The sequence below is a fragment of the Sporosarcina ureae DSM 2281 genome (assembly GCF_000425545.1).
Taxonomy (GTDB): domain Bacteria; phylum Bacillota; class Bacilli; order Bacillales_A; family Planococcaceae; genus Sporosarcina; species Sporosarcina ureae.
In genome coordinates this window covers 134,747-153,488 of the sequence record NZ_AUDQ01000002.1, presented here as the reverse complement: position 1 = coordinate 153,488, position 18,742 = coordinate 134,747, and the positions used below count along the sequence as shown (strand labels likewise).

Annotated in this window: 15 protein-coding genes; 6 read left to right on the top strand and 9 right to left on the bottom strand. The window is 41.0% G+C overall.

The genetic code is table 11. From position 1 onward, the window contains the following. Positions 1-93: 93 nt before the first annotated feature. The 5 genes from H605_RS0103125 to H605_RS0103105 form a co-directional block, all read right to left on the bottom strand. Positions 94-1,185, bottom strand: a complete 1,092-nt coding sequence (locus H605_RS0103125) for an NAD/NADP-dependent octopine/nopaline dehydrogenase family protein (RefSeq protein WP_029052857.1) — start codon at positions 1,183-1,185, stop codon at positions 94-96. Positions 1,186-1,245: 60 nt separating this feature from the next. Continuing rightward, positions 1,246-2,637: a YfcC family protein gene (locus H605_RS0103120; protein WP_037561513.1), complete on the bottom strand. Its 1,392-nt coding sequence runs from the start codon at positions 2,635-2,637 to the stop codon at positions 1,246-1,248. Positions 2,638-2,758: 121 nt separating this feature from the next. Further along, the gene (locus tag H605_RS0103115) at positions 2,759-3,481 is read right to left on the bottom strand and encodes a GntR family transcriptional regulator (RefSeq protein WP_029052855.1); all 723 of its coding nucleotides are present in this window, start codon (positions 3,479-3,481) and stop codon (positions 2,759-2,761) included. An 848-nt stretch (positions 3,482-4,329) separates the two neighbouring features. Beyond that, on the bottom strand, positions 4,330-5,001 hold the full coding sequence (locus H605_RS0103110; RefSeq protein WP_029052854.1) for a hypothetical protein: 672 nt from the start codon (positions 4,999-5,001) through the stop codon (positions 4,330-4,332). 482 nt (positions 5,002-5,483) lie between these two features. After that, positions 5,484-5,687 (bottom strand): hypothetical protein, encoded by a 204-nt coding sequence (locus H605_RS0103105; RefSeq protein WP_029052853.1) that lies wholly within the window; start codon positions 5,685-5,687, stop codon positions 5,484-5,486. A 267-nt stretch (positions 5,688-5,954) separates the two neighbouring features. Here H605_RS0103105 and H605_RS0103100 point away from each other — a divergent pair, with 267 nt between their 5' ends. Continuing rightward, positions 5,955-6,245, top strand: a complete 291-nt coding sequence (locus tag H605_RS0103100) for a hypothetical protein (RefSeq protein ID WP_029052852.1) — start codon at positions 5,955-5,957, stop codon at positions 6,243-6,245. A gap of 160 nt (positions 6,246-6,405) precedes the next feature. Here the strand turns inward: H605_RS0103100 and H605_RS0103095 are convergent, their stop codons facing one another. After that, the gene (locus H605_RS0103095) at positions 6,406-6,750 is read right to left on the bottom strand and encodes a hypothetical protein (protein WP_029052851.1); all 345 of its coding nucleotides are present in this window, start codon (positions 6,748-6,750) and stop codon (positions 6,406-6,408) included. A 15-nt stretch (positions 6,751-6,765) separates the two neighbouring features. After that, a complete protein-coding gene (tyrS, locus tag H605_RS0103090; protein ID WP_029052850.1) occupies positions 6,766-8,031 on the bottom strand; it encodes a tyrosine--tRNA ligase in 1,266 nt (421 codons plus the stop codon). Positions 8,032-8,402: 371 nt separating this feature from the next. On the opposite strand from tyrS, the gene H605_RS0103085 reads away from it, so the two are divergent. The 4 genes from H605_RS0103085 to H605_RS0103070 all read left to right on the top strand — a co-directional run bounded on the left by H605_RS0103085 (position 8,403) and on the right by H605_RS0103070 (position 14,083). Then, positions 8,403-11,351: a transglycosylase domain-containing protein gene (locus tag H605_RS0103085; RefSeq protein ID WP_029052849.1), complete on the top strand. Its 2,949-nt coding sequence runs from the start codon at positions 8,403-8,405 to the stop codon at positions 11,349-11,351. 288 nt (positions 11,352-11,639) lie between these two features. After that, a complete protein-coding gene (locus tag H605_RS0103080) occupies positions 11,640-12,272 on the top strand; it encodes a hypothetical protein (protein ID WP_029052848.1) in 633 nt (210 codons plus the stop codon). A gap of 15 nt (positions 12,273-12,287) precedes the next feature. Beyond that, positions 12,288-12,932 carry an acetoin utilization AcuB family protein gene (locus tag H605_RS0103075; RefSeq protein ID WP_029052847.1) on the top strand — a complete coding sequence of 215 codons (645 nt, stop codon included), beginning with the start codon at positions 12,288-12,290 and terminating at the stop codon, positions 12,930-12,932. Next, positions 12,929-14,083 carry an acetoin utilization protein AcuC gene (locus H605_RS0103070; protein WP_037561509.1) on the top strand — a complete coding sequence of 385 codons (1,155 nt, stop codon included), beginning with the start codon at positions 12,929-12,931 and terminating at the stop codon, positions 14,081-14,083. Before H605_RS0103075 ends, H605_RS0103070 begins: the two co-directional genes overlap by 4 nt. 125 nt (positions 14,084-14,208) lie before the next feature. Here the strand turns inward: H605_RS0103070 and ccpA are convergent, their stop codons facing one another. Together ccpA and H605_RS0103060 are read right to left on the bottom strand one after the other, a co-directional pair. Beyond that, positions 14,209-15,210 (bottom strand): catabolite control protein A, encoded by a 1,002-nt coding sequence (gene ccpA, locus H605_RS0103065; RefSeq protein WP_029052845.1) that lies wholly within the window; start codon positions 15,208-15,210, stop codon positions 14,209-14,211. 134 nt (positions 15,211-15,344) lie between these two features. After that, complete coding sequence (locus tag H605_RS0103060; RefSeq protein ID WP_029052844.1) at positions 15,345-16,427, bottom strand: bifunctional 3-deoxy-7-phosphoheptulonate synthase/chorismate mutase; 1,083 nt, start codon at positions 16,425-16,427, stop codon at positions 15,345-15,347. A 166-nt stretch (positions 16,428-16,593) separates the two neighbouring features. On the opposite strand from H605_RS0103060, the gene H605_RS0103055 reads away from it, so the two are divergent. After that, entirely contained in the window at positions 16,594-18,729 is a 2,136-nt protein-coding gene (locus H605_RS0103055; protein WP_335695476.1) for a cell division protein FtsA, read from the top strand. Positions 18,730-18,742: the final 13 nt, after the last annotated feature.

The following is an 18,742-nucleotide window of genomic DNA, read 5'->3' as shown; positions in this document are numbered from 1 at the left end:
TGCGAATTGTGTCCCCATATGCCATACTTTTTAACGTTTTCTCCCCGTGAACTGAACCCGTTACAAATTGAGGTTCCTTTTTCTTCTTTATACTCATTTCCGACCTGTTTGAACAAACTCCAAAAACTCCTTAACCGTCATACCTTCCAAACCTAATGCTTTTAGCGTCCGCGCGTCTTCCATTAGACTTCGTCCTAACAATAACTGCCCCATCGTCGCTGCAGTTTGCATATGAATTGTCGGAAGACCTAACATGTTCCCAAGTTCAATGAATGGAATTAGCCCCATCGGTATATCCTCTGTTAAGTAGCGAGTCTCTAGCGTATGTTGTCCGCCGATGTCTTGATAAACCGGATTGCTGCTAACGGATTCTGCTAACGTCTCTTTAAACACGTCATACTCGATTTCTAACTGTTTCAAGCATGATAGTAAATCTAAACCTAACGCTTTACCTATGGCCAATCGCTCTTCATCCATTTTCTCTACATATTTTCCAATACTAGGCGTGAATCCATCTACATAGAAACGCCATTCTTGTTCCGATTCAATGATTCCTATATTAAATAGGGTCGTAGCTGGATGTAAAATAGGATTGGTATTATCAAAACTAGTGACTAGTATACTGTCACACGCTTCAAATTGTGGGAACGCTTCTTGCAATATAGCTACGACTCGATCCGTTTCTGTTGCAGGTAACGCCGCTGTTAAAATACGATTCTTTAATCCAAACACTTGCGTCGTACCAGGCTTTATAATACGACAACCGTAGAGTAGTGTGTTCGTTTCTCCTAGCGTAACCTCAGCGGTACATCCTGCATCATCTAGTATTTTTCTAAATATGAGAGATCCGAATGAGGCAGCAGGATTTAAAATTACGATTTGACCATCTTGCAAATAAGGTGCACATGATGTAGCAACAGAGGCATGAGCAGTTGCGGGAACTGTCACAAAAACAATGTCAGCGCCTGTCAATGCTTCTTCTATATTAGTGGTCGCACGTGACACGGTGCCAAAACCTGTTAATGCATCTTCTAGATACACACCTCCTTGTTCTTGGATCACTTCAATAGTTTCTTCAAATATATCGTAAATCGTCACGTCAAACCCCATCATACCTAAATGTCCTGCAGTCGTCTGTCCACCGTTTCCTCCACCAATAATCGTCCACTTCAATGTTTTATTCATCTACCATCACTCCAGTAATTTATTTACACAATTATGCCTACGATTAAATTATTTTTCTAATTAAAACGGACCCCAATTTGTCCAAACGCCAATAGCCAATATAATCATGACCCAAATTGTCCATTTAAACACCAATGGTCCCGCAAAACGAACCCATTTGCCAAACGGTACTGCAGCGATTCCAAGTGCAGCCATTAACACAGGATGTGTAGGTGTAATCATATTCCAGTATCCATCTCCCGACTGAAACGCTTGAACAGCAATTTGACGGTTAATCCCAATTACATCACTGATTGAAGACATAATCGGCATGACTACGGCTGCTTGTCCGGTCGAAGATGGTATAACAAAGTTAATCAATCCTTGTGAAATATACATACCCCATGCCGCAAATACACTATGGAGATTTCCAAGTGGTACAGATACCGCATAGACTAGCGTGTCAATAATTTGTCCTTCTTCCATCACAACGAGAATTGCCCTAGATAGTCCAATAATAAGTGCGGCAGCTGTCATTTCCGCTGCACCTTTCATAAATTCATCTGTAAACTGATTAAAACTACCATTAAACGCAATCATACCGATAACAATTCCCATAAGAAGCATAAGAGCAGAAATCTCCCCTAAATACCAACCATATTTCAGAACACCGAATACTAAGACAATTAAAGATAGACCGAGAATCCCCATAATCCACTTATGACGTCTAGTCATCGTCAGATTCTCTAGTAAGGTTGTGTCTGTCTCAACCTCTTTTTCGCCCACTAACAAACTAGTAGATGGATCCAGCTTGACCTTTTTGGCATAGCGCAATGTATGATGAATCGCAATGATTAGCCCGCCAACCATTAGAACGGTTCTCAACCCAATACCCGAAAACAAAGGAAGCTCGGCAATCCCTTGAGCGATCCCTACGTTAAACGGATTTAACGGTCCTGCAGAATACCCGGCATACACTCCTACTACAACGATGGATACCGCAACAATGCGGTCATACCCCATCGCAATCGTTGCTGCTAAAACAATAGCGACGAATGGTAATGTTTCTTCTGCCATTCCAAATGTAGCTCCACCCATTGCAAACGCTGTCATTGCAATGATAATGAAAACTGACTCTTTACCTTGCAATCGATGAATTAATCTAGCAAGAGCGGCATTAATAGCCCCACTTTTCACGATCACTCCAAATACTCCACCAACAATTAAAACGAACGCAATGATTTCAGCAGCACCAACGATTCCACCGAATACGGACGAGAGAATTCCACCGATTCCTACAGGTGTTTGTTCCACATAATTAAAGCTATCTGCAACAATAAGTTCTCGCTCTGTCTTTTCATCCAACACCCGATCAAATTGCCCTGCAGGTACGATATAGGTTAGCGCAGCAACAATCACGATCATAAACATGAGTAAAGCAGTTGTAGTAGGCGGTGCGATTTTCCATTTCATATTCTCCACATCCTTTATGTTGTTAATTTATTTGTTAGTTAAACGATATAGTTATTTATAAAAGTATAATGTTATAACATTATATACTGCAGAAAACTATGCTAAGCATAGTTTCTATCATTCATGTTAAGTCCAATTCCAAATAATACTTATCTTTATCTTGCTTCATGACAAACTTTGAATATTCGACTGCTTCATCTGTATGAGAAAACGTAATGCGTTCCCATACAAAAAGAGGTGTATTTTGGCGTACCCCTAACAACTCAACTTCTTTTTCGTTCGCAACCGCACCGGAAAAGTAGTTCTTTGATCGTTTTAAAGTTATACCACAGACTTTTTTTAACACATCATAAATAAAAACATTTTCATCTACGATCAGCTCTTCTTCTGGCCATACTTTTTGAGGAATGTACGTATACTCTAATGATACCTTTTCTCCGTCCTCATATCCGACACGCTCTAAATAAACAAACTCAGTATCTACTGTCATTTCTAACTTTTTAGCAATACTCGGATTTAGTTTATGATACTCCTTACTAAGTAAATCGTGGCTGTTACTTACTTGTTCATCCATCCTAATAAACTCAGACTTATGAATATTCTTTTCCGTCTGCTCTCCTGTCACAAATGTTCCACGCCCCCGCTGGCGAACAAGCATCCCTTTATCGACGAGGTTCATAATCGCTCGTTTAATAGTAATATTACTAACATCCAACAATCTAGCTAATTCCGTTTCAGTCGGTAGTTGATAGCCAACATCCCAAACGCCAGATATAATATTATCTTCTAACTTACTTTCAACCTGCGAGTATAGTGGAATCGCAGTGGATTTATCAATTTTCAAGCAAGACATTCCTTTCCAATAGAATATAATGTTATAACTATTCAGATTATATCAATTGGGTAGAAAGTTGTAAAGATAATTATGAAAACGTTTTCAGTACTATATTAAATTTAAAGTACCCGGTCCCGACACATTAAGTCGTTTTAGAGCCTGGTACTTTCATTAATGTTGAAATACATAATAATTCTCATTGTGCTACATGAACTTAACCAATCAAATTTAACATAGAATTTAAGTTCCGATTTATTAATAGATACCCTTGTGCAAAACTCTCGTATTTGTCTAAACATACATGAATGTTTATTACACAAGTAATTTTACGACGCAAGTTCCTTATCTACTTCTGTCATACCTTCCACCAAATGTAGTGTTTTTCATATTCTCTTATTCACCCAAATATAATCATCTAGGAGGTGTTTTGTTTTGGAAGAAAATAAAATTTTGGCAATTGAACTCGCAAAAGCTTTGATCTAGAATAACAATGTAAAACCGATTTTTAATAAGAGGTACGACAGCGATGCAAACATAATTGTATAAACCATTGGAGATATCGAGTGTTCTTTTAACGATATTGTACTTCACTTTGTAGAGTCTCTATAGAGATCTAAGGAAATCTAAAGAATATCACTAGAGCCTTTGGTGGCTCTTTTCTCATGAAAATACATCTTACTTTGTAGGTGCTTCTCTTGGCGTGGTATATGCAATAATAGCTTAACGAACTTTTCAGTAATGTCATCCTTTGACCAAGGTGTGATCCATTTATATAGAGTACCTGTTCCAAACTTTCATGGTTTGTTTAAACAAATATGATTGTTTCACACATTTTTTTATTTATTAAAGTCATTTTATTAGTAACCATACTCCCCCATCTCAGCCTCAAAAATCTCTTTCATCTCCTCCGAAGCCATACCACCATAATTAACATAACCAGTTTCAGGCCAATAAAGCGATCGCGTCATAGTCCCATCTACTAACTCAATTCCGAAAAACACTCGCTCGCCTTCCGTCGCACGCTTATCTGGTTCATACGGCATGATCAGCAATTCTGCAATCAGCCGCTCCGCATGCTCATCCGAAAACTCCCCGATGAACGATAAATCTTGCTCACTTTGTAAAATAACCCGCTGTACTTTCCCTTTAATATCTAAAAAATCCCCAACCGTCTCAGCAGTATCCGATTCAGTTACTTCGTATACTTTACCGTCCGCTATAATCCGAAATGCCGGATCATACCCCTTCATTGCGAATAATTTCGTCCCTTTTGACAAGTAAGTAGCATCTCCATTTTTAGACTGATGATAGGCATCCGCGTGACCATCCAACATATACTGCACTTCTCCTACTTCTCCAGCAGTTTCCCAATCTTTTTCAAGCTCATTCATTTCATATTTCGCTCCATACGTCGTATCATTCCATTTCACAAAATCTACCCAGTCAATAATCGTGTTCTGCGAAGATGGATTGAAAGAGCAAGCTGTTAGTAATAAAAAAACAGAAAGTAGCAGCATTCGTTTTCTCATAATTCTCCACTCCTTTTGAACGTAGACGTAGTTTTTGGCTTCAAGTTACAAAATACCACCAGGTTAGCTTTGCACACTATATAGAGCTGAGAAGCAAAAAGGATACTAGGTGTGCAAATTTTTTCTCGGTAAAAAATGAACTACGAAATATTAGACGTCGAGATGCTTCTCGACAATATCTTTATTCTTTAATTCTTTAATTCTTTAATTCTTTAATTCTTTAATTCTTAAGTTCTTTGGTTATAGGCCGTACCAATATGATACGGTGTGTCGTTTCACATTGGTACGCTCCTTCGGTTCTAGATGATACGTCCGTTGTACCATTTTGAAACGTGCCAAAAAACTATATTTACATGTATTTTTTATTATGTAACGTGAAGAGGCAATCCTTCTTTGTGAGGCGTTAATAGAACAAATAAAAAGAACGTCCCTCTAAAGGACGCTCCGAATTATTATTTAGCAAAAAATAATATTTCTGCTGTTTACGATCTATCTTCTGCAATTGAAACATATTTCACGTCTCTATAAAAGAAACAATATAACGTCCCTTTGCTATCAGTAAAAACAATATCATTGCTTCGGGAGTTTGTAGCTACCCCTAAAGCATCTTCTGGATCTGCCGCTTCAATGATTCTTACAATACTTTCAGCGCCTGCAAAGTGGTAATGTACTCTGTACTTTTTCAAACTTCTCACTTCCCTCTATCTACAGTATTCGACATAGAGAAGGAAAACCCTTTTATGTTGAGGATGTTAGCGCTATGTTTTCAGATTTTCTTGAACGTTCAGGATTGTCATTGCGCAAACAATTTCTTTAGAACACTATTGATTACGAATATACGTTCTGTACAAGGCGTGTGAAACATGATATGATAAAAAACAAATAAAAAGTAATTACATCTCAAGTATGCATCTTTTGTAAAAATTTAGGTATAAAACAAAAGGAGGATTTCCATGAAAGATCGTGAACTTCTTGAACTCTTGGTAGACAAAGTAAGCAATATGGAGCAAGATATTTCTTCTCTTAAGACCGATATTTCCATAATCAAAGAAGAACAAATATCTATGAAGCAAGCTATTTCCGAACAAGTTGTAAGGTCTGTTGCCAATAGCCAGAAAATCGATACGTTCTCTGAACAGATTTTATTCAACAAAGTAAAATCAGATGATATGCGTAAGACTCAGCGCTTACTAAACGACCACGACACAGATATTCGCATAATCAAAAAGTTGTTAACTAAATAAAAACGTATTATTTTACAGTGCTTATGTATCAAACTTCTCCGTTCGTTCAAGCGAATATGACTGTTTTGCATAGGCACTTTTTATGATTCCTGCTATCCATAATAGTTTTTATTTCTAACGCAAAAAAGACACCTCCGAAGAGATGCCTTTTCACCCAATATTAATTGCGTAACTTCTCATAAATTCGGTCCATAATACTGACCAAAAAACCTTCATGCTTATTTAAAGCGGCTGATGCAGCTTCAACGATATTTTCAGAACGCATGGCGGTCGCTTGCTTGTTCGCTACGTTCCACAGTGTAAAAGCTTCGACCAATTCCTGATGCTCAATCGCGAAAATGTCAGGAGGTGTTTCTTCTTTCATGGTGGTCGCTACACTAGAAAATAGCTTTGCGGCGCGTTTAACACCTTCTGGGCTTTTCACTTCCACCGCATCGATCATTTTATTAATCGCGTCGCCTATTAAACCTAATGTCATGGCGTACATCATATACTCTTTTTTCAATTCATGATCTCCTAGTTAAACAAACTTCACCATACTATACTTCTTTTTCCCACGTCTCACAATGGTGAATGCGTCTTCCAAACGTTGCTCCGCCCCTACTGTGAAGGCTGTATCTGTAATACGCTCACCGTTAAAGGAAATCGCACCGTTTGTTACATCTTCACGTGCCTGGCGTTTCGATGGAGATACACCCGCTTGCACAATGAAATCAACGATGTTTTGATCCGCTTTTTCCATTTCTACAGTCGGTACATCTTTAAACGCATCTTTCATTTCAGTAGCCGTTAATGCTTTTAAGTCACCGCTAAATAGTGCTGCAGAAATACGTAGTGCTTGATCCAGTGAGTCTTGACCGTGAACTAAGCGCGTCATTTCTTCTGCCAACGTCTTTTGTGCTTTACGTAAATGTGGCTCTTCTTGTACGGATACTTCAAGTGCTTCGATTTCTTCACGGCTTAGGAATGTGAAGATTTTCAAGTATTTCACAACGTCCGCGTCTGCTGCGTTGATCCAGAATTGGTAAAACTCATATGGAGAAGTTTTCTTTGCATCGAGCCATACCGCGCCGCCAGCAGATTTACCGAATTTCGTGCCATCTGCTTTTGTTACTAATGGAATCGTAAATCCGTATGCTTGTACTTCTTCATCATGCATTTTACGGATGACTTCTAGACCTGTCGTGATATTCCCCCACTGATCTGATCCACCGATTTGCACGCGGCAATTATGGTTATCATATAAGTGGTTGAAGTCCGCACCTTGCATCAACATGTACGAGAATTCCGTGAAGGAAATCCCTTGATCTAAACGAGACGCAACATTATCTTTTGCTAGCATGTAATTGACGCTTAGCAATTTACCGTAATCACGCAAGAATTCGATTAATGACATGGAACCGATCCAGTCGTTATTATTAACAAGTTTTGCGCCATTTTCTGTTTGGAAATCAAAGATCATTTCTAGTTGTTTTTTAATTCCACGGACATTATCGTCTACTTGATCCGTCGTTTGCAATTGGCGTTCTTCAGAGCGTCCTGATGGATCCCCAATCATCCCTGTAGCGCCACCGATCAATAGAATCGGCTGGTGTCCGTGTAACTGGAAGCGACGCAGCGTCAGCAATGGTACGATATGACCGATGTGCATACTATCTGCTGTCGGGTCTACCCCACAGTAAAGAGAAATCTTCTCGTCTGTTAGAAGCTTCTCAAGACCTTCTTCATTCGTCTGCTGGTATAGCAAACCTCTCCAACGTAAATCATCCATTAATTCATTTGACATGTTCTATTTCCTCCTATTTTCAACATAAAAAGTCCCCACACGATCAGTAATTGATCATGCAGGGACGTTAGTTGAGTAATTTATAACGCGGTACCACCCGGCTTGAGAGTGAATACTCTCCGGCTTTGAGGCGCTAATAACGTTGCGCAAAACGTACACTCCAAAACTGTAATTCATGTATAGTGCACCGAACAGCTTTCACCAACCGCTGTCTCTCTAGAACGGAACTCACTATCACTACTTCGGTTTTTTCGACATGTAATTTCGTATGAGTTCAATTTTACCCAACTTCCAATGAAAGTCAACAATTATTGCATATTTCTTCTTGAATCTGTGATATAATGAGAAAGATTTTTGGGGGGAGAAAAACTTTGAATAACGAAAAGAATAATAGAATTAAGCAACTTGAAGATAAGTTTGAACAAGCGAAAAAAGAGCCTTGGGCCAAAAAACTTCGCATCGGAACCGGCGTACTTTGGAACTTGTTTATTTTACTCATTATCTTCGCCGTCATTGGGGCCGTATTTGCAAGTTCAGTTGGTGCAGGATATTTCGCTTCTCTCGTTGCGAAAGAACCGTTACGTACTAAAGAAGAACTTCGGGATCAAGTGTTTAATTATGAAGAAACATCTGAAATGTACTTTGCAGACAGTGTTTATCTAGGCAAGATTAACTCGGACATCGAGCGCCGACAAATTACGCTAGATAAAGTTTCACAGTATGCATTGGACGCTGTTCTGGCTACTGAAGATGAGTACTTTGAAGAACACAAAGGTATCGTGCCTAAAGCGATATTCCGCGGCGTATTTCAAGACGTTACGAACTCAGACAGTCAAACAGGCGGATCGACACTCACTCAGCAATTAGTGAAAAACCAAATTTTGACGAATGAAGTTTCATATGAACGTAAAGCTAAAGAAATCTTGTTGGCTATGCGCTTAGAACACTTCATGACGAAGGACGAAATACTAGAAGCGTACTTGAACATCATTCCTTATGGTCGTGATGTTTCGGGACAAAATATTGCCGGCATTGAAACAGCCGCACGTGGAATCTTTGGCATTAAAGCCGCTGAGTTAAGCTTACCGCAAGCTGCGTATATTGCGGGTATTCCACAAGCTCCTTATACATACACGCCATTCTACAGTAAAAACCAAGGTATTAAAGAACGGGAAAAACTTATGCATGGTGTCAACCGAATGAAAACGGTATTGTTCAGGATGCGTGATGCAGGTTATATTACGGATGCAGAATGGAAGGAAGCAAAAGCTTACGATGTAACGAAAGACTTTAGACAACCTTCACGCCGTGCAACGGAACGTTATCCGTATGTCACACAGGAAATCCAAAATCGCACAATCGAAATTTTAGCTAAAGTATTAGCTGAAAAAGATGGCATAGACGCGGACCGTTTTGAAGGTGATTCCAAGATCAAGGAAAAATACGAAATCATGGCAGACCGTTCCATGCGAACAGACGGCTATCGTATCTTCTCTACGATCAACAAAGAGCTGTACGACAAAATGAATGAAGTGGCTGACAGCTTCCAGTACTACGGATATACGTATACTTCTGAAACTGTAGATGAAGAATCAGGCAAAACAATTACGAAGGAAAATCCTGTTCAAGTCGGTGCAACAATGATCGAGAATCATACAGGGAAAGTCCTTTCATTCGTGGGTGGACGTGATTACGAACTCGAAGCATTAAATCACTCTTCACAAGCTTTCCGACAAAGTGGATCTTCCATTAAACCCTTACTAGTTTACGCGCCTGCTATTGAATATGGCGTGATTGGTGCTGGAAGCCCGCTCGTCGATGTGAAGTTCAACTGGGCAGGCTGGAAACCTGGTAACTATTTCGACCGCGAGCTTGGTGTACTGTCTGCCAGAGAGTCTTTGGCTCGTTCACAAAACTTGTCAACTGGTCGACTATATAACCAAATCTTTGACCGAAAGCCAATAGAATTCCTGAAAAAAATGAATTTTTCAAAAGTTACCGATGATGATGCTCAAATCCCTGCCGCATCACTTGGCGGAACGAAACACGGAGTAACAGTTGAAGAAAATACGAATGCATTTGCTACGTTTGCCAACGGCGGTCAATTCATCGAGTCGTACATGATCGAACGAATTGAAGACATGAAAGGTAAAGTAGTATTTGAACACAAAGCTGAACCAGTGGAAGTGTTCAGCCCGGAAACTTCTTATATCATCACCGACATGATGCGTGATGTATTAAAAGGGAACGGGACAGCTGCAAGACTGCCTGGCTTGATGAATTTCCGTCCGGATTTAGCTGCTAAGACGGGAACATCTCAAAAGTACGGTGACGCTTGGCTTGTTGGCTATAATCCAAATGTATCGCTTGGTGTTTGGATGGGCTATAAAAATCAAAATACACCGCTATATCACGGCTACAACAGTGGTCAAATGCATCCATCAGAACGGACAGCAAGATTGTACGGACAATTGATGAATACAGCTAATACCGTGATACCAGAAACGATTAAAGCTAGAGATACCTTTAAGCGCCCTAACGGAGTCGTTACACGTTCATTCTGTGGCATATCGGGACTTGCTCCTTCCAAAGCTTGTTCAGCAGCCGGACTCGTCCGATCGGATTTGTTTAATTCGAAAAAGATGGTACCGACAAAAGTGGATGACAGTATTGTTTCATCTTCGGCCGTTCGAGTGAATGGTAAACTCTATCAGGCGTTAGCTTCTACTCCACGTGAATTTGTCACATCAGGAGGAATTGGCGTAACTACTGAATATGGCAAGCGCATGCTCGGACGTTTGGGCGGAGATGCTTCCAAACTACTTGCAGGTCGTGGTGCTTATTCAAACAGTGTCGCAGGATCAACCTTCCCTGCAGATAATGTGCCACCTGCAGCCGTATCAGCAGGACAAAATGGTTCAGTTCTTACATGGACTGGCTCCTCTTCAAATGATGTAATCGGTTATTACATTTATCAAAACGGTGCCAGAATCGGTACAGTTCGTGACGGAGCTTCCAGATCGTATAAAGTCGGATATGGTTCATATTACGTGCGTGCAGTGGATATTACTGGCCTACTATCAGGGCCTTCGAACACGGTAACCACTGCTGCACCAAAAGCAGAGCCGAAACCAGATACGAATTCTGGAACAAAACCAGGAACGACAACTCCAGAAACGAAGCCCGATGCAAAGCCAGATACAGAATCTGAATCAAAGCCGGAAACTAAACCGGAAGCTACACCAGAACCAAAACCAGAAACAAAGCCAGAAGTTACACCGGAGCCAAAGCCGGATGCGACTCCTGCAGCAAAAGAATAACTTACAAACCGGATTACAATTTTATAGTGTAATCCGGTTTTGTTTTGTCTATAAAGTTTTTTGCCAGTACGAATGGAAAACCGTCATCTCTTATTCGTTGCAACTCCTTCCTCTCTCCACTTATTATGTACGGCCCCAAATATAATTACCGACAATTCTGTGATCTAATGATAATAATATACTTTTCCATCCGATCAATTGTATACTTAACACAGAGCAACACGGATCGAACTTACAGCGAGTACTTGAGCGTATAACGGGTAGATATATTAGGAAGAGGTGAACTTTGTGGAACATAAAAAGACCTACTTTTCCAGAACATTTCCGCATGACGAAGGGAAACTGATCATTGAAGGGCCTGTTTCATCAGAGCGACTGGCATCGTTTGAATTTCACGAAGGATTGAAAGCATTCCGTCCATCTAAACAACAACAAGAAGCATTGGTGAAAATCGCTGCGTTTCCTGAAGGCCGGATCAATGTAGCGAGAATCGAGAATATGGTTGTTGGGTATGTTACGTTTCTATATCCCGATTCACTCGAACGCTGGTATGAAGCCGAATTGGCCAACTTAATAGAACTAGGCGCCGTCGAAGTAGTTGCTGCTTATCGCGGCGCACGTATCGGTAAATCCTTACTGGAATTATCGATGCTAGATGATGCTATGGAAGATTATATTATTATTACGACTGAATATTATTGGCACTGGGATTTAAAAGGAACTGGTTTGAACGTATGGGATTATCGCAACATGATGGAAAAAATGATGCGTGCAGGTGGCATGGAGTTTTTCTCCACTGACGATCCCGAAGTTTGCTCCCACCCTGCCAATGCATTAATGGCGAGAATCGGAAAACGAGTCGATCAAGAATCCATCGAACGCTTTGATCGTGTGCGCTTCAAACATCGTGTTAATTACTGAAAGTGAGGAATGATCATGCTAATACAGGACATTATGAAAAAAGACGTAATTACGCTTAATTCTACGCATACGATTGCAGATGCGGTACAACTGATGAAGGAGAAACGTATCCGCCACATCCCGATTGTGAAAGATGGGCGGATAGAAGGACTGGTTACAGACCGTGACGTCAAAGAAGCTTCTCCTTCAAGCATTTCAGAGAGATTGGAACCTTCACTTTATGAAACAACACTCGATAAAATTATGAAAACCGATTTATTAATTGGACATCCGCGGGACTTTGCGGAAGAAGCTGCGTTAATGTTTTATACGTATGAAATTGGTTGTTTACCCATCGTGTCTAACTATCAGCTAGTCGGAATTCTTACTAAAACAGATCTACTCTATAACTATATTGAATTAACGGGTGCCAATCAGCCAAGTTCACATATTCAAATCCGCGTTCCGAACACGCCCGGTATTTTATATGAAGCATCTAAAGTATTTCATGATCACAATACGAACGTGCTCAGTGTACTAGTTTATCCTTATCAAGATAATGAAGAGTACAAAATTCTAGCAATCCGCATCAAACGAATGAACCCTCTCCCGATCATCGAAGGATTAAAATCGCAAGGATTCGAAGTTCTTTGGCCAAGCGAACCGGAGATGGGCGTATGAAAAAACAAGCGAGTTTTATCTTTTCTCCTGACCAACTAAACTATGAATTTTCGGATACCCATCCTTTTAATCAAAAGCGAATCATTTTGACAAAGGATTTACTAGATGAAATGAATACCATTAAGCCTGATGAAATTGTCATTCCGCGCACAGCCACAGACGAAGAATTGCTTCTGGCTCATGACGCAAAATATATCGAAATTGTAAAAAAAGCTAGTAAAGGCGATGTCAGCGAAAATATCGGTAGTATCTACGGAATCGGTACGGAAGATACACCATTCTTCACCGGCATGCATGAAGCGAGTGCACTACTCGTTGGCGGTACACTTACAGCAATCGAAGAAGTAATGGAAGGTCGTTCAAGATATGCGCTGAACCTCGGCGGTGGCTTGCATCACGGCTTCCAAGGGAAAGCTTCTGGCTTTTGTATTTATAACGATAGTTCAGTAGCTATCAAATACTTACAGCAAAAATATGGAGCGCGTGTATTATACGTAGATACCGATGCTCACCATGGTGACGGCGTGCAATGGACGTTTTACGATGATCCAAATGTTTGTACATTCTCTATCCATGAAACAGGCCGCTACTTGTTTCCCGGTACAGGCAATGTGACAGAACGAGGAAATGGTGCAGGTTATGGTACGTCATTCAACTTCCCTGTAGATGCATTTACGGAAGACGAATCTTTCCTACATATTTATAAAACTGCCTTGCGGGAAGTAGCAGAACACTTCAAGCCAGACGTTATTCTAACCCAAAATGGAGCAGATGCGCACTACTTCGATCCACTCACGCATCTGTATAGCACAATGAAGATCTACGAAGAAATTCCGAAACTAGCAAAAGAACTCGCAGAAGAATTCTGTGACGGGAAATGGATCGCAATAGGCGGTGGTGGATACGATATCTGGCGCGTAGTACCACGTGCATGGTCGCACCTATGGCTCACTATGAAAGACATCCCAACACCAACCGGACGACTTCCAGAAGCCTGGTTAAACAAATGGCAACCCGAATCCCCAGTTCCCCTTATTGAGACGTGGGAAGACCCTGTGGACCTATACGAACCAGTCCCTCGTAAAAATGATATCAACGAAAAAAATGAGCAAATGCTAACGAGAGCTTTGCACGTCATTCGTAAATCCTAATAAAAAGCAACTTATCTTCGCGATAAGTTGCTTTTTGTCTTTATATTATTCAAAAATGAGGTAGTAGTGTTTTAGGTTCAGCACACAACACCAGTAAATCATCGTTACAGGCGACAACTCCTACTTTACTTCTTAACCGACTGCCGCTCTTCCAAATAATAAGGTAGCACAACCTCGGTCTCTTCCACTTCTTCCTTATTCATCAACTTCGTCAACAAACGCATCGATACGGCACCTAAGTCATACAATGGCACGACAATCGCAGTCAACTGTGGACGAACAATACGCGCAAGAATAGAGTGTTGGAAACAAATGATCTCTAAATCCTCAGGAATTCTAAGATTCTCATCCCGCACACCATTCATAATACCAATTGCAACTTCGTCACTACTCGTCATGACAGCCGTCGGTCGATCAGAAAGCTTCCCTAGCACATTCCAGCTTTCGTACGCATCGTCATACGTATTGTCAGTTTCCACGATCAATGACTCATCGATCATCATCCCCGCTTCTTCCAACGCTCGAATATACCCAACACGCTTGCACACACGATTGATGTCCCGCGTAAACGGTCCCGAAACAAACGCAATACGCTTGTGGCCATTGTCGATCAACTTCTTTGTTACTTCATATGCGGCCTGTTCATGATCAATATTGACAGAGGGTAAATTGGTTTCAAAATCCAACGTCCCTGCCAAGACGATTGGAACATTCGCTGTTTTCATTTCCTTACGTACTTCAGGTGAAATAGAATCACTCATGAAGATCAGTCCGTCTACTTGCTTACCTAAATGATCTTCAAACAACTCAACTTCTCGAGATGTACTCTTGTCCGAGTTGGAGATGATGATATTGTACTCATACATCGTGGCAACGTCTGCAATCCCTCTGGATAGCTCTGCGTAGTAACTCTTGGACATGTCAGGGACAATTACTCCGATCGTCGTAGTACGCTTGCTGGCCAGTCCACGAGCGACGGCGTTTGGCCGGTATCCCAATCGTTCAATACAGTCCAATACTTTTTTGCGAGTCGCCGGCTTCACGTTTTGATTGCCGTTCACTACACGTGAAACCGTTGCCATCGATACGTTCGCTTCTCTTGCTACATCGTAAATAGTGATCGCCATTTTTGCTCCTCCTGTCTTTATTCTTTACTAGTATACCGTGTTCTACTGGACTTTTGTGTTTTTCTGTGCAGAATTCTGTCATTCTATACAGAAAAACACCGACCTTTACGAATAAAGGATCGGTGTTGGATGTTTTAGATCGTTTGGTGTGTGTTCATGAAGCGAGTAATCTCTTCATAGAACTTGTCAAACTGCTCAATATCCATTTGCTGCGCTGAATCCGATAATGCTACGGCTGGGTCAGGATGAACCTCTGCCATAACGCCGTCTGCTCCTACTGCAATTGCTGCTTTCGCTGTCGGAAGCAATAAATCTTTACGGCCAGTGGAGTGTGTAACATCCACGAATACCGGTAAGTGCGTTTCTTGCTTCAAGATGGGAACAGCAGAGATGTCCAGCGTGTTTCGAGTTGCCGTCTCATATGTACGAATTCCTCGCTCACATAGCATAATCTCCGTATTACCTTTAGATATAATATATTCAGCTGCATTGACGAACTCAGAAATCGTTGCAGACATTCCACGCTTTAGAAGTACTGGCTTATTGACCATTCCAGCTTCTTTCAGCAATTCAAAGTTCTGCATGTTACGCGCACCGATTTGGATCACATCGATGTATTCGAGTGCTTCTTCCAAATGTGATGGTGTAATGATTTCTGTGACGATAGAAAGTCCAGTTTCATCTGCAACTCGCTTGAGAATTTTCAAACCTTCCAGGCCTAAACCTTGGAAATCATATGGAGATGTACGCGGCTTGTAAGCTCCTCCACGAATCATCGTTAATCCTTTTGCTTTGATTGACTTTGCTACTGCCAACACCTGTTCGTAAGATTCTACTGCACAAGGTCCAAATACGAAGGAAGGATGTCCATCTCCGATTTTATGGCCGTTTACGTCAACAATCGTGTCTTCAGGCTTTTTAGTACGGGATACGAGCAATGCATTCTTCTGCTCATCTTGTTGTACTTCAAGTGCTGACATGAAAATAGATTTAAATACCTGTTCAAGGATACCGTCTGGTAAAGGACCATGGTTTACCTTCTTCAAGACGTTGAGCATCTCGCGTTCGCGAACCGGATCATATCTATTAACACCTTGCTTTTCTTTTAACTTACCAATTTCTTGGATAACGCCTGTACGTTCATTGATCAATTTAAGGATATCTAAGTTCAACTGATCAATAGTACCTCTCAACTCACCTAAATCTTGCTTGCTCATAATACCTGTCTCCTCCCCGTACATATCTTCCTTTTCTAACACCGGAATCTATGGTACATTTTTATATAATAGACCTAGTATAATGAATACTCTTAGAAAAGTCACGCAATTTCATCGAATAAATAAATATTCGCTATTTTCACATAGAAAAAAACTTGAAAAGAGGTTGGAAATCCTGGTTACTAAGTTATTCGCTCTTGATATCGGGACTCGCTCGGTTGTGGGCATTATACTGGAAGAACAGAATGATTCATTCCATATTGTAGACTTGATTTCAAAAGAACATAAAGAGCGATCGATGATTGATGGGCAAATACATAATATTTTAAGCGTCGCATCCATTATTCAAGAAATTAAAGAAGAATTAGAGCAAATTCATGGTCCCCTGAAACGTGTCAGTGTTGCAGCAGCTGGTCGTTCATTGAAAACAGCAGAAGGAACGGTAACGGTGGATATTTCAGATCGTACTTTAATTTCAAAAGAAGATATTAATCGATTGGAATTATCAGCTGTCCAACATGCACAAGAAAAATTACTATCCGCTCATCAATCGCAAGAGGATGATCACTATTACTGCGTTGGTTATTCTGTCTTATATTATAAATTGCAAGATGAAAAGATTGGTAGCCTTATAGATCAAACTGGGAAATCAGCGACCGTAGAAGTCATTGCCACATTCTTACCACGAGTAGTTGTGGAATCCTTACTCGCCGCGTTAAAGCGTGCCGATTTGGAAATGGAAGCTTTAACACTCGAGCCGATCGCTGCTATTCATGTGCTCGTTCCCCCTTCCATGAGAAGATTGAATATCGCTTTGGTCGATATTGGAGCCGGCACATCAGATATTGCCATTGTCAGGGAAAATACCGTGACAGCTTATGGAATGGTACCTGTTGCAGGAGACGAAATGACCGAAGCACTAAGTACACACTATTTGCTCGACTTTCCTTTAGCAGAACAAATGAAACGACAAATTAATGATCAAGATGTATTGACAGTGCAGGATATTTTAGGATACGAACAAGAAATTCCTTCAGAAGAAGTAATCGATGTCATCAGACCTTCAGTGAAACATGTAGCGTTATCCATCGCTACTGAAATCAAACGATTGAATCATCACTCTTCTCCGCAAGCCGTGATGATTGTTGGAGGTGGAGGATTAACCCCTACTCTAACGAAAGAAGTGAGTACGCAACTAGACCTTCCAGAGAACCGCGTAGCCATCCGAAGTCTCGATGCGCTTTCAGGCGTTACACTTTCTGAACAAATCGAAGCCTCTCCTGCACTCGTAACGCCAATTGGTATTGCGATCGCAGCGCAAAGAGCTCCAATTCATTACATTTCCTTAACAGTCAACGACCAATCCATTCGATTATTCGAACTAAAAGAGCTTACAGTAGGCGACGCACTGCTAGCAGCCCGCATTACCGCTCGTCAGTTATACGGTAGACCTGGACTGGCACTAACTGTAAAAGTAAACGGGCAGTGGAGAACACTTCCTGGCGAGCACGGCTCTTCTACGACCATCTTGTTAAACGGCACTGAAGCCGGCACTAAGGATCGTGTTGGCAATCTAGATAGCATTGAGCTATTGTTCGGTAAAGACGGCACAGACGCCTCAGCGACAGTCAGAGACTTGGTAGAGGCGCCTGAATCCATTCATTATCAGCTGGACGGGGTAACTCAGAAGATTACAGGTCAAATTTTGCTGAATGGAAAGCCTGTTACAATGGATACTAAGATTGCTGATCGGGATGAACTGACAGTGAATCCAGCGAATAGAATACAAGATGTAATCACGTCTCCTGTAAGTCCGTGGACAGAGCCGTTCACAATTACATGGAACGGAACTCCCCACCGTCTGAGGAAGCGTGAGACCACGTATACCGTAAACGGACAAGAAGTCTCAGACGATTATCAGATTCACGCAAACGATATCATAGAGACGTATCAGCCTGCTTTTCTTTCATTGAAAGAAATAGCGAAGGATTTGGATATCATTCTAGAAGAACGTGCCGATGTTACATTCAATGAAGAACCTGTGGTGATTACAAAACAACGAACTGCCACTTATGTAAACGGACAACTGGCGAGTCTTGACTACCAAGTACAATCTAACGACAAGGTGGAGTTCAAGTCCTTACCTAGTTCTCCTATACTGTTCAGTGATATATTTTCATTCACTGATTTTTCATTACCCTCTCAATCTACTGCCAACTATCGATTATTGCGTAATGGCGATTCCATTCGCTTCAATGAAATAATATTCGGTGGAGATCAACTAGAGATTATATTCGAATAAAAGCTACGCTGTG

Bases quoted from the DNA above. Each gene is read 5' to 3' on its own strand.
- H605_RS0103125 (WP_029052857.1), bottom strand. From the start codon at position 1,185: ATGAATAAAACATTGAAGTGGACGATTATTGGTGGAGGAAACGGTGGA.
- H605_RS0103120 (WP_037561513.1), bottom strand. From the start codon at position 2,637: ATGAAATGGAAAATCGCACCGCCTACTACAACTGCTTTACTCATGTTT.
- H605_RS0103110 (WP_029052854.1), bottom strand. From the start codon at position 5,001: ATGAGAAAACGAATGCTGCTACTTTCTGTTTTTTTATTACTAACAGCT.
- H605_RS0103100 (WP_029052852.1), top strand. From the start codon at position 5,955: ATGAAAGATCGTGAACTTCTTGAACTCTTGGTAGACAAAGTAAGCAAT.
- tyrS (WP_029052850.1), bottom strand. From the start codon at position 8,031: ATGTCAAATGAATTAATGGATGATTTACGTTGGAGAGGTTTGCTATAC.
- H605_RS0103075 (WP_029052847.1), top strand. From the start codon at position 12,288: ATGCTAATACAGGACATTATGAAAAAAGACGTAATTACGCTTAATTCT.
- H605_RS0103070 (WP_037561509.1), top strand. From the start codon at position 12,929: ATGAAAAAACAAGCGAGTTTTATCTTTTCTCCTGACCAACTAAACTAT.
- ccpA (WP_029052845.1), bottom strand. From the start codon at position 15,210: ATGGCGATCACTATTTACGATGTAGCAAGAGAAGCGAACGTATCGATG.
- H605_RS0103060 (WP_029052844.1), bottom strand. From the start codon at position 16,427: ATGAGCAAGCAAGATTTAGGTGAGTTGAGAGGTACTATTGATCAGTTG.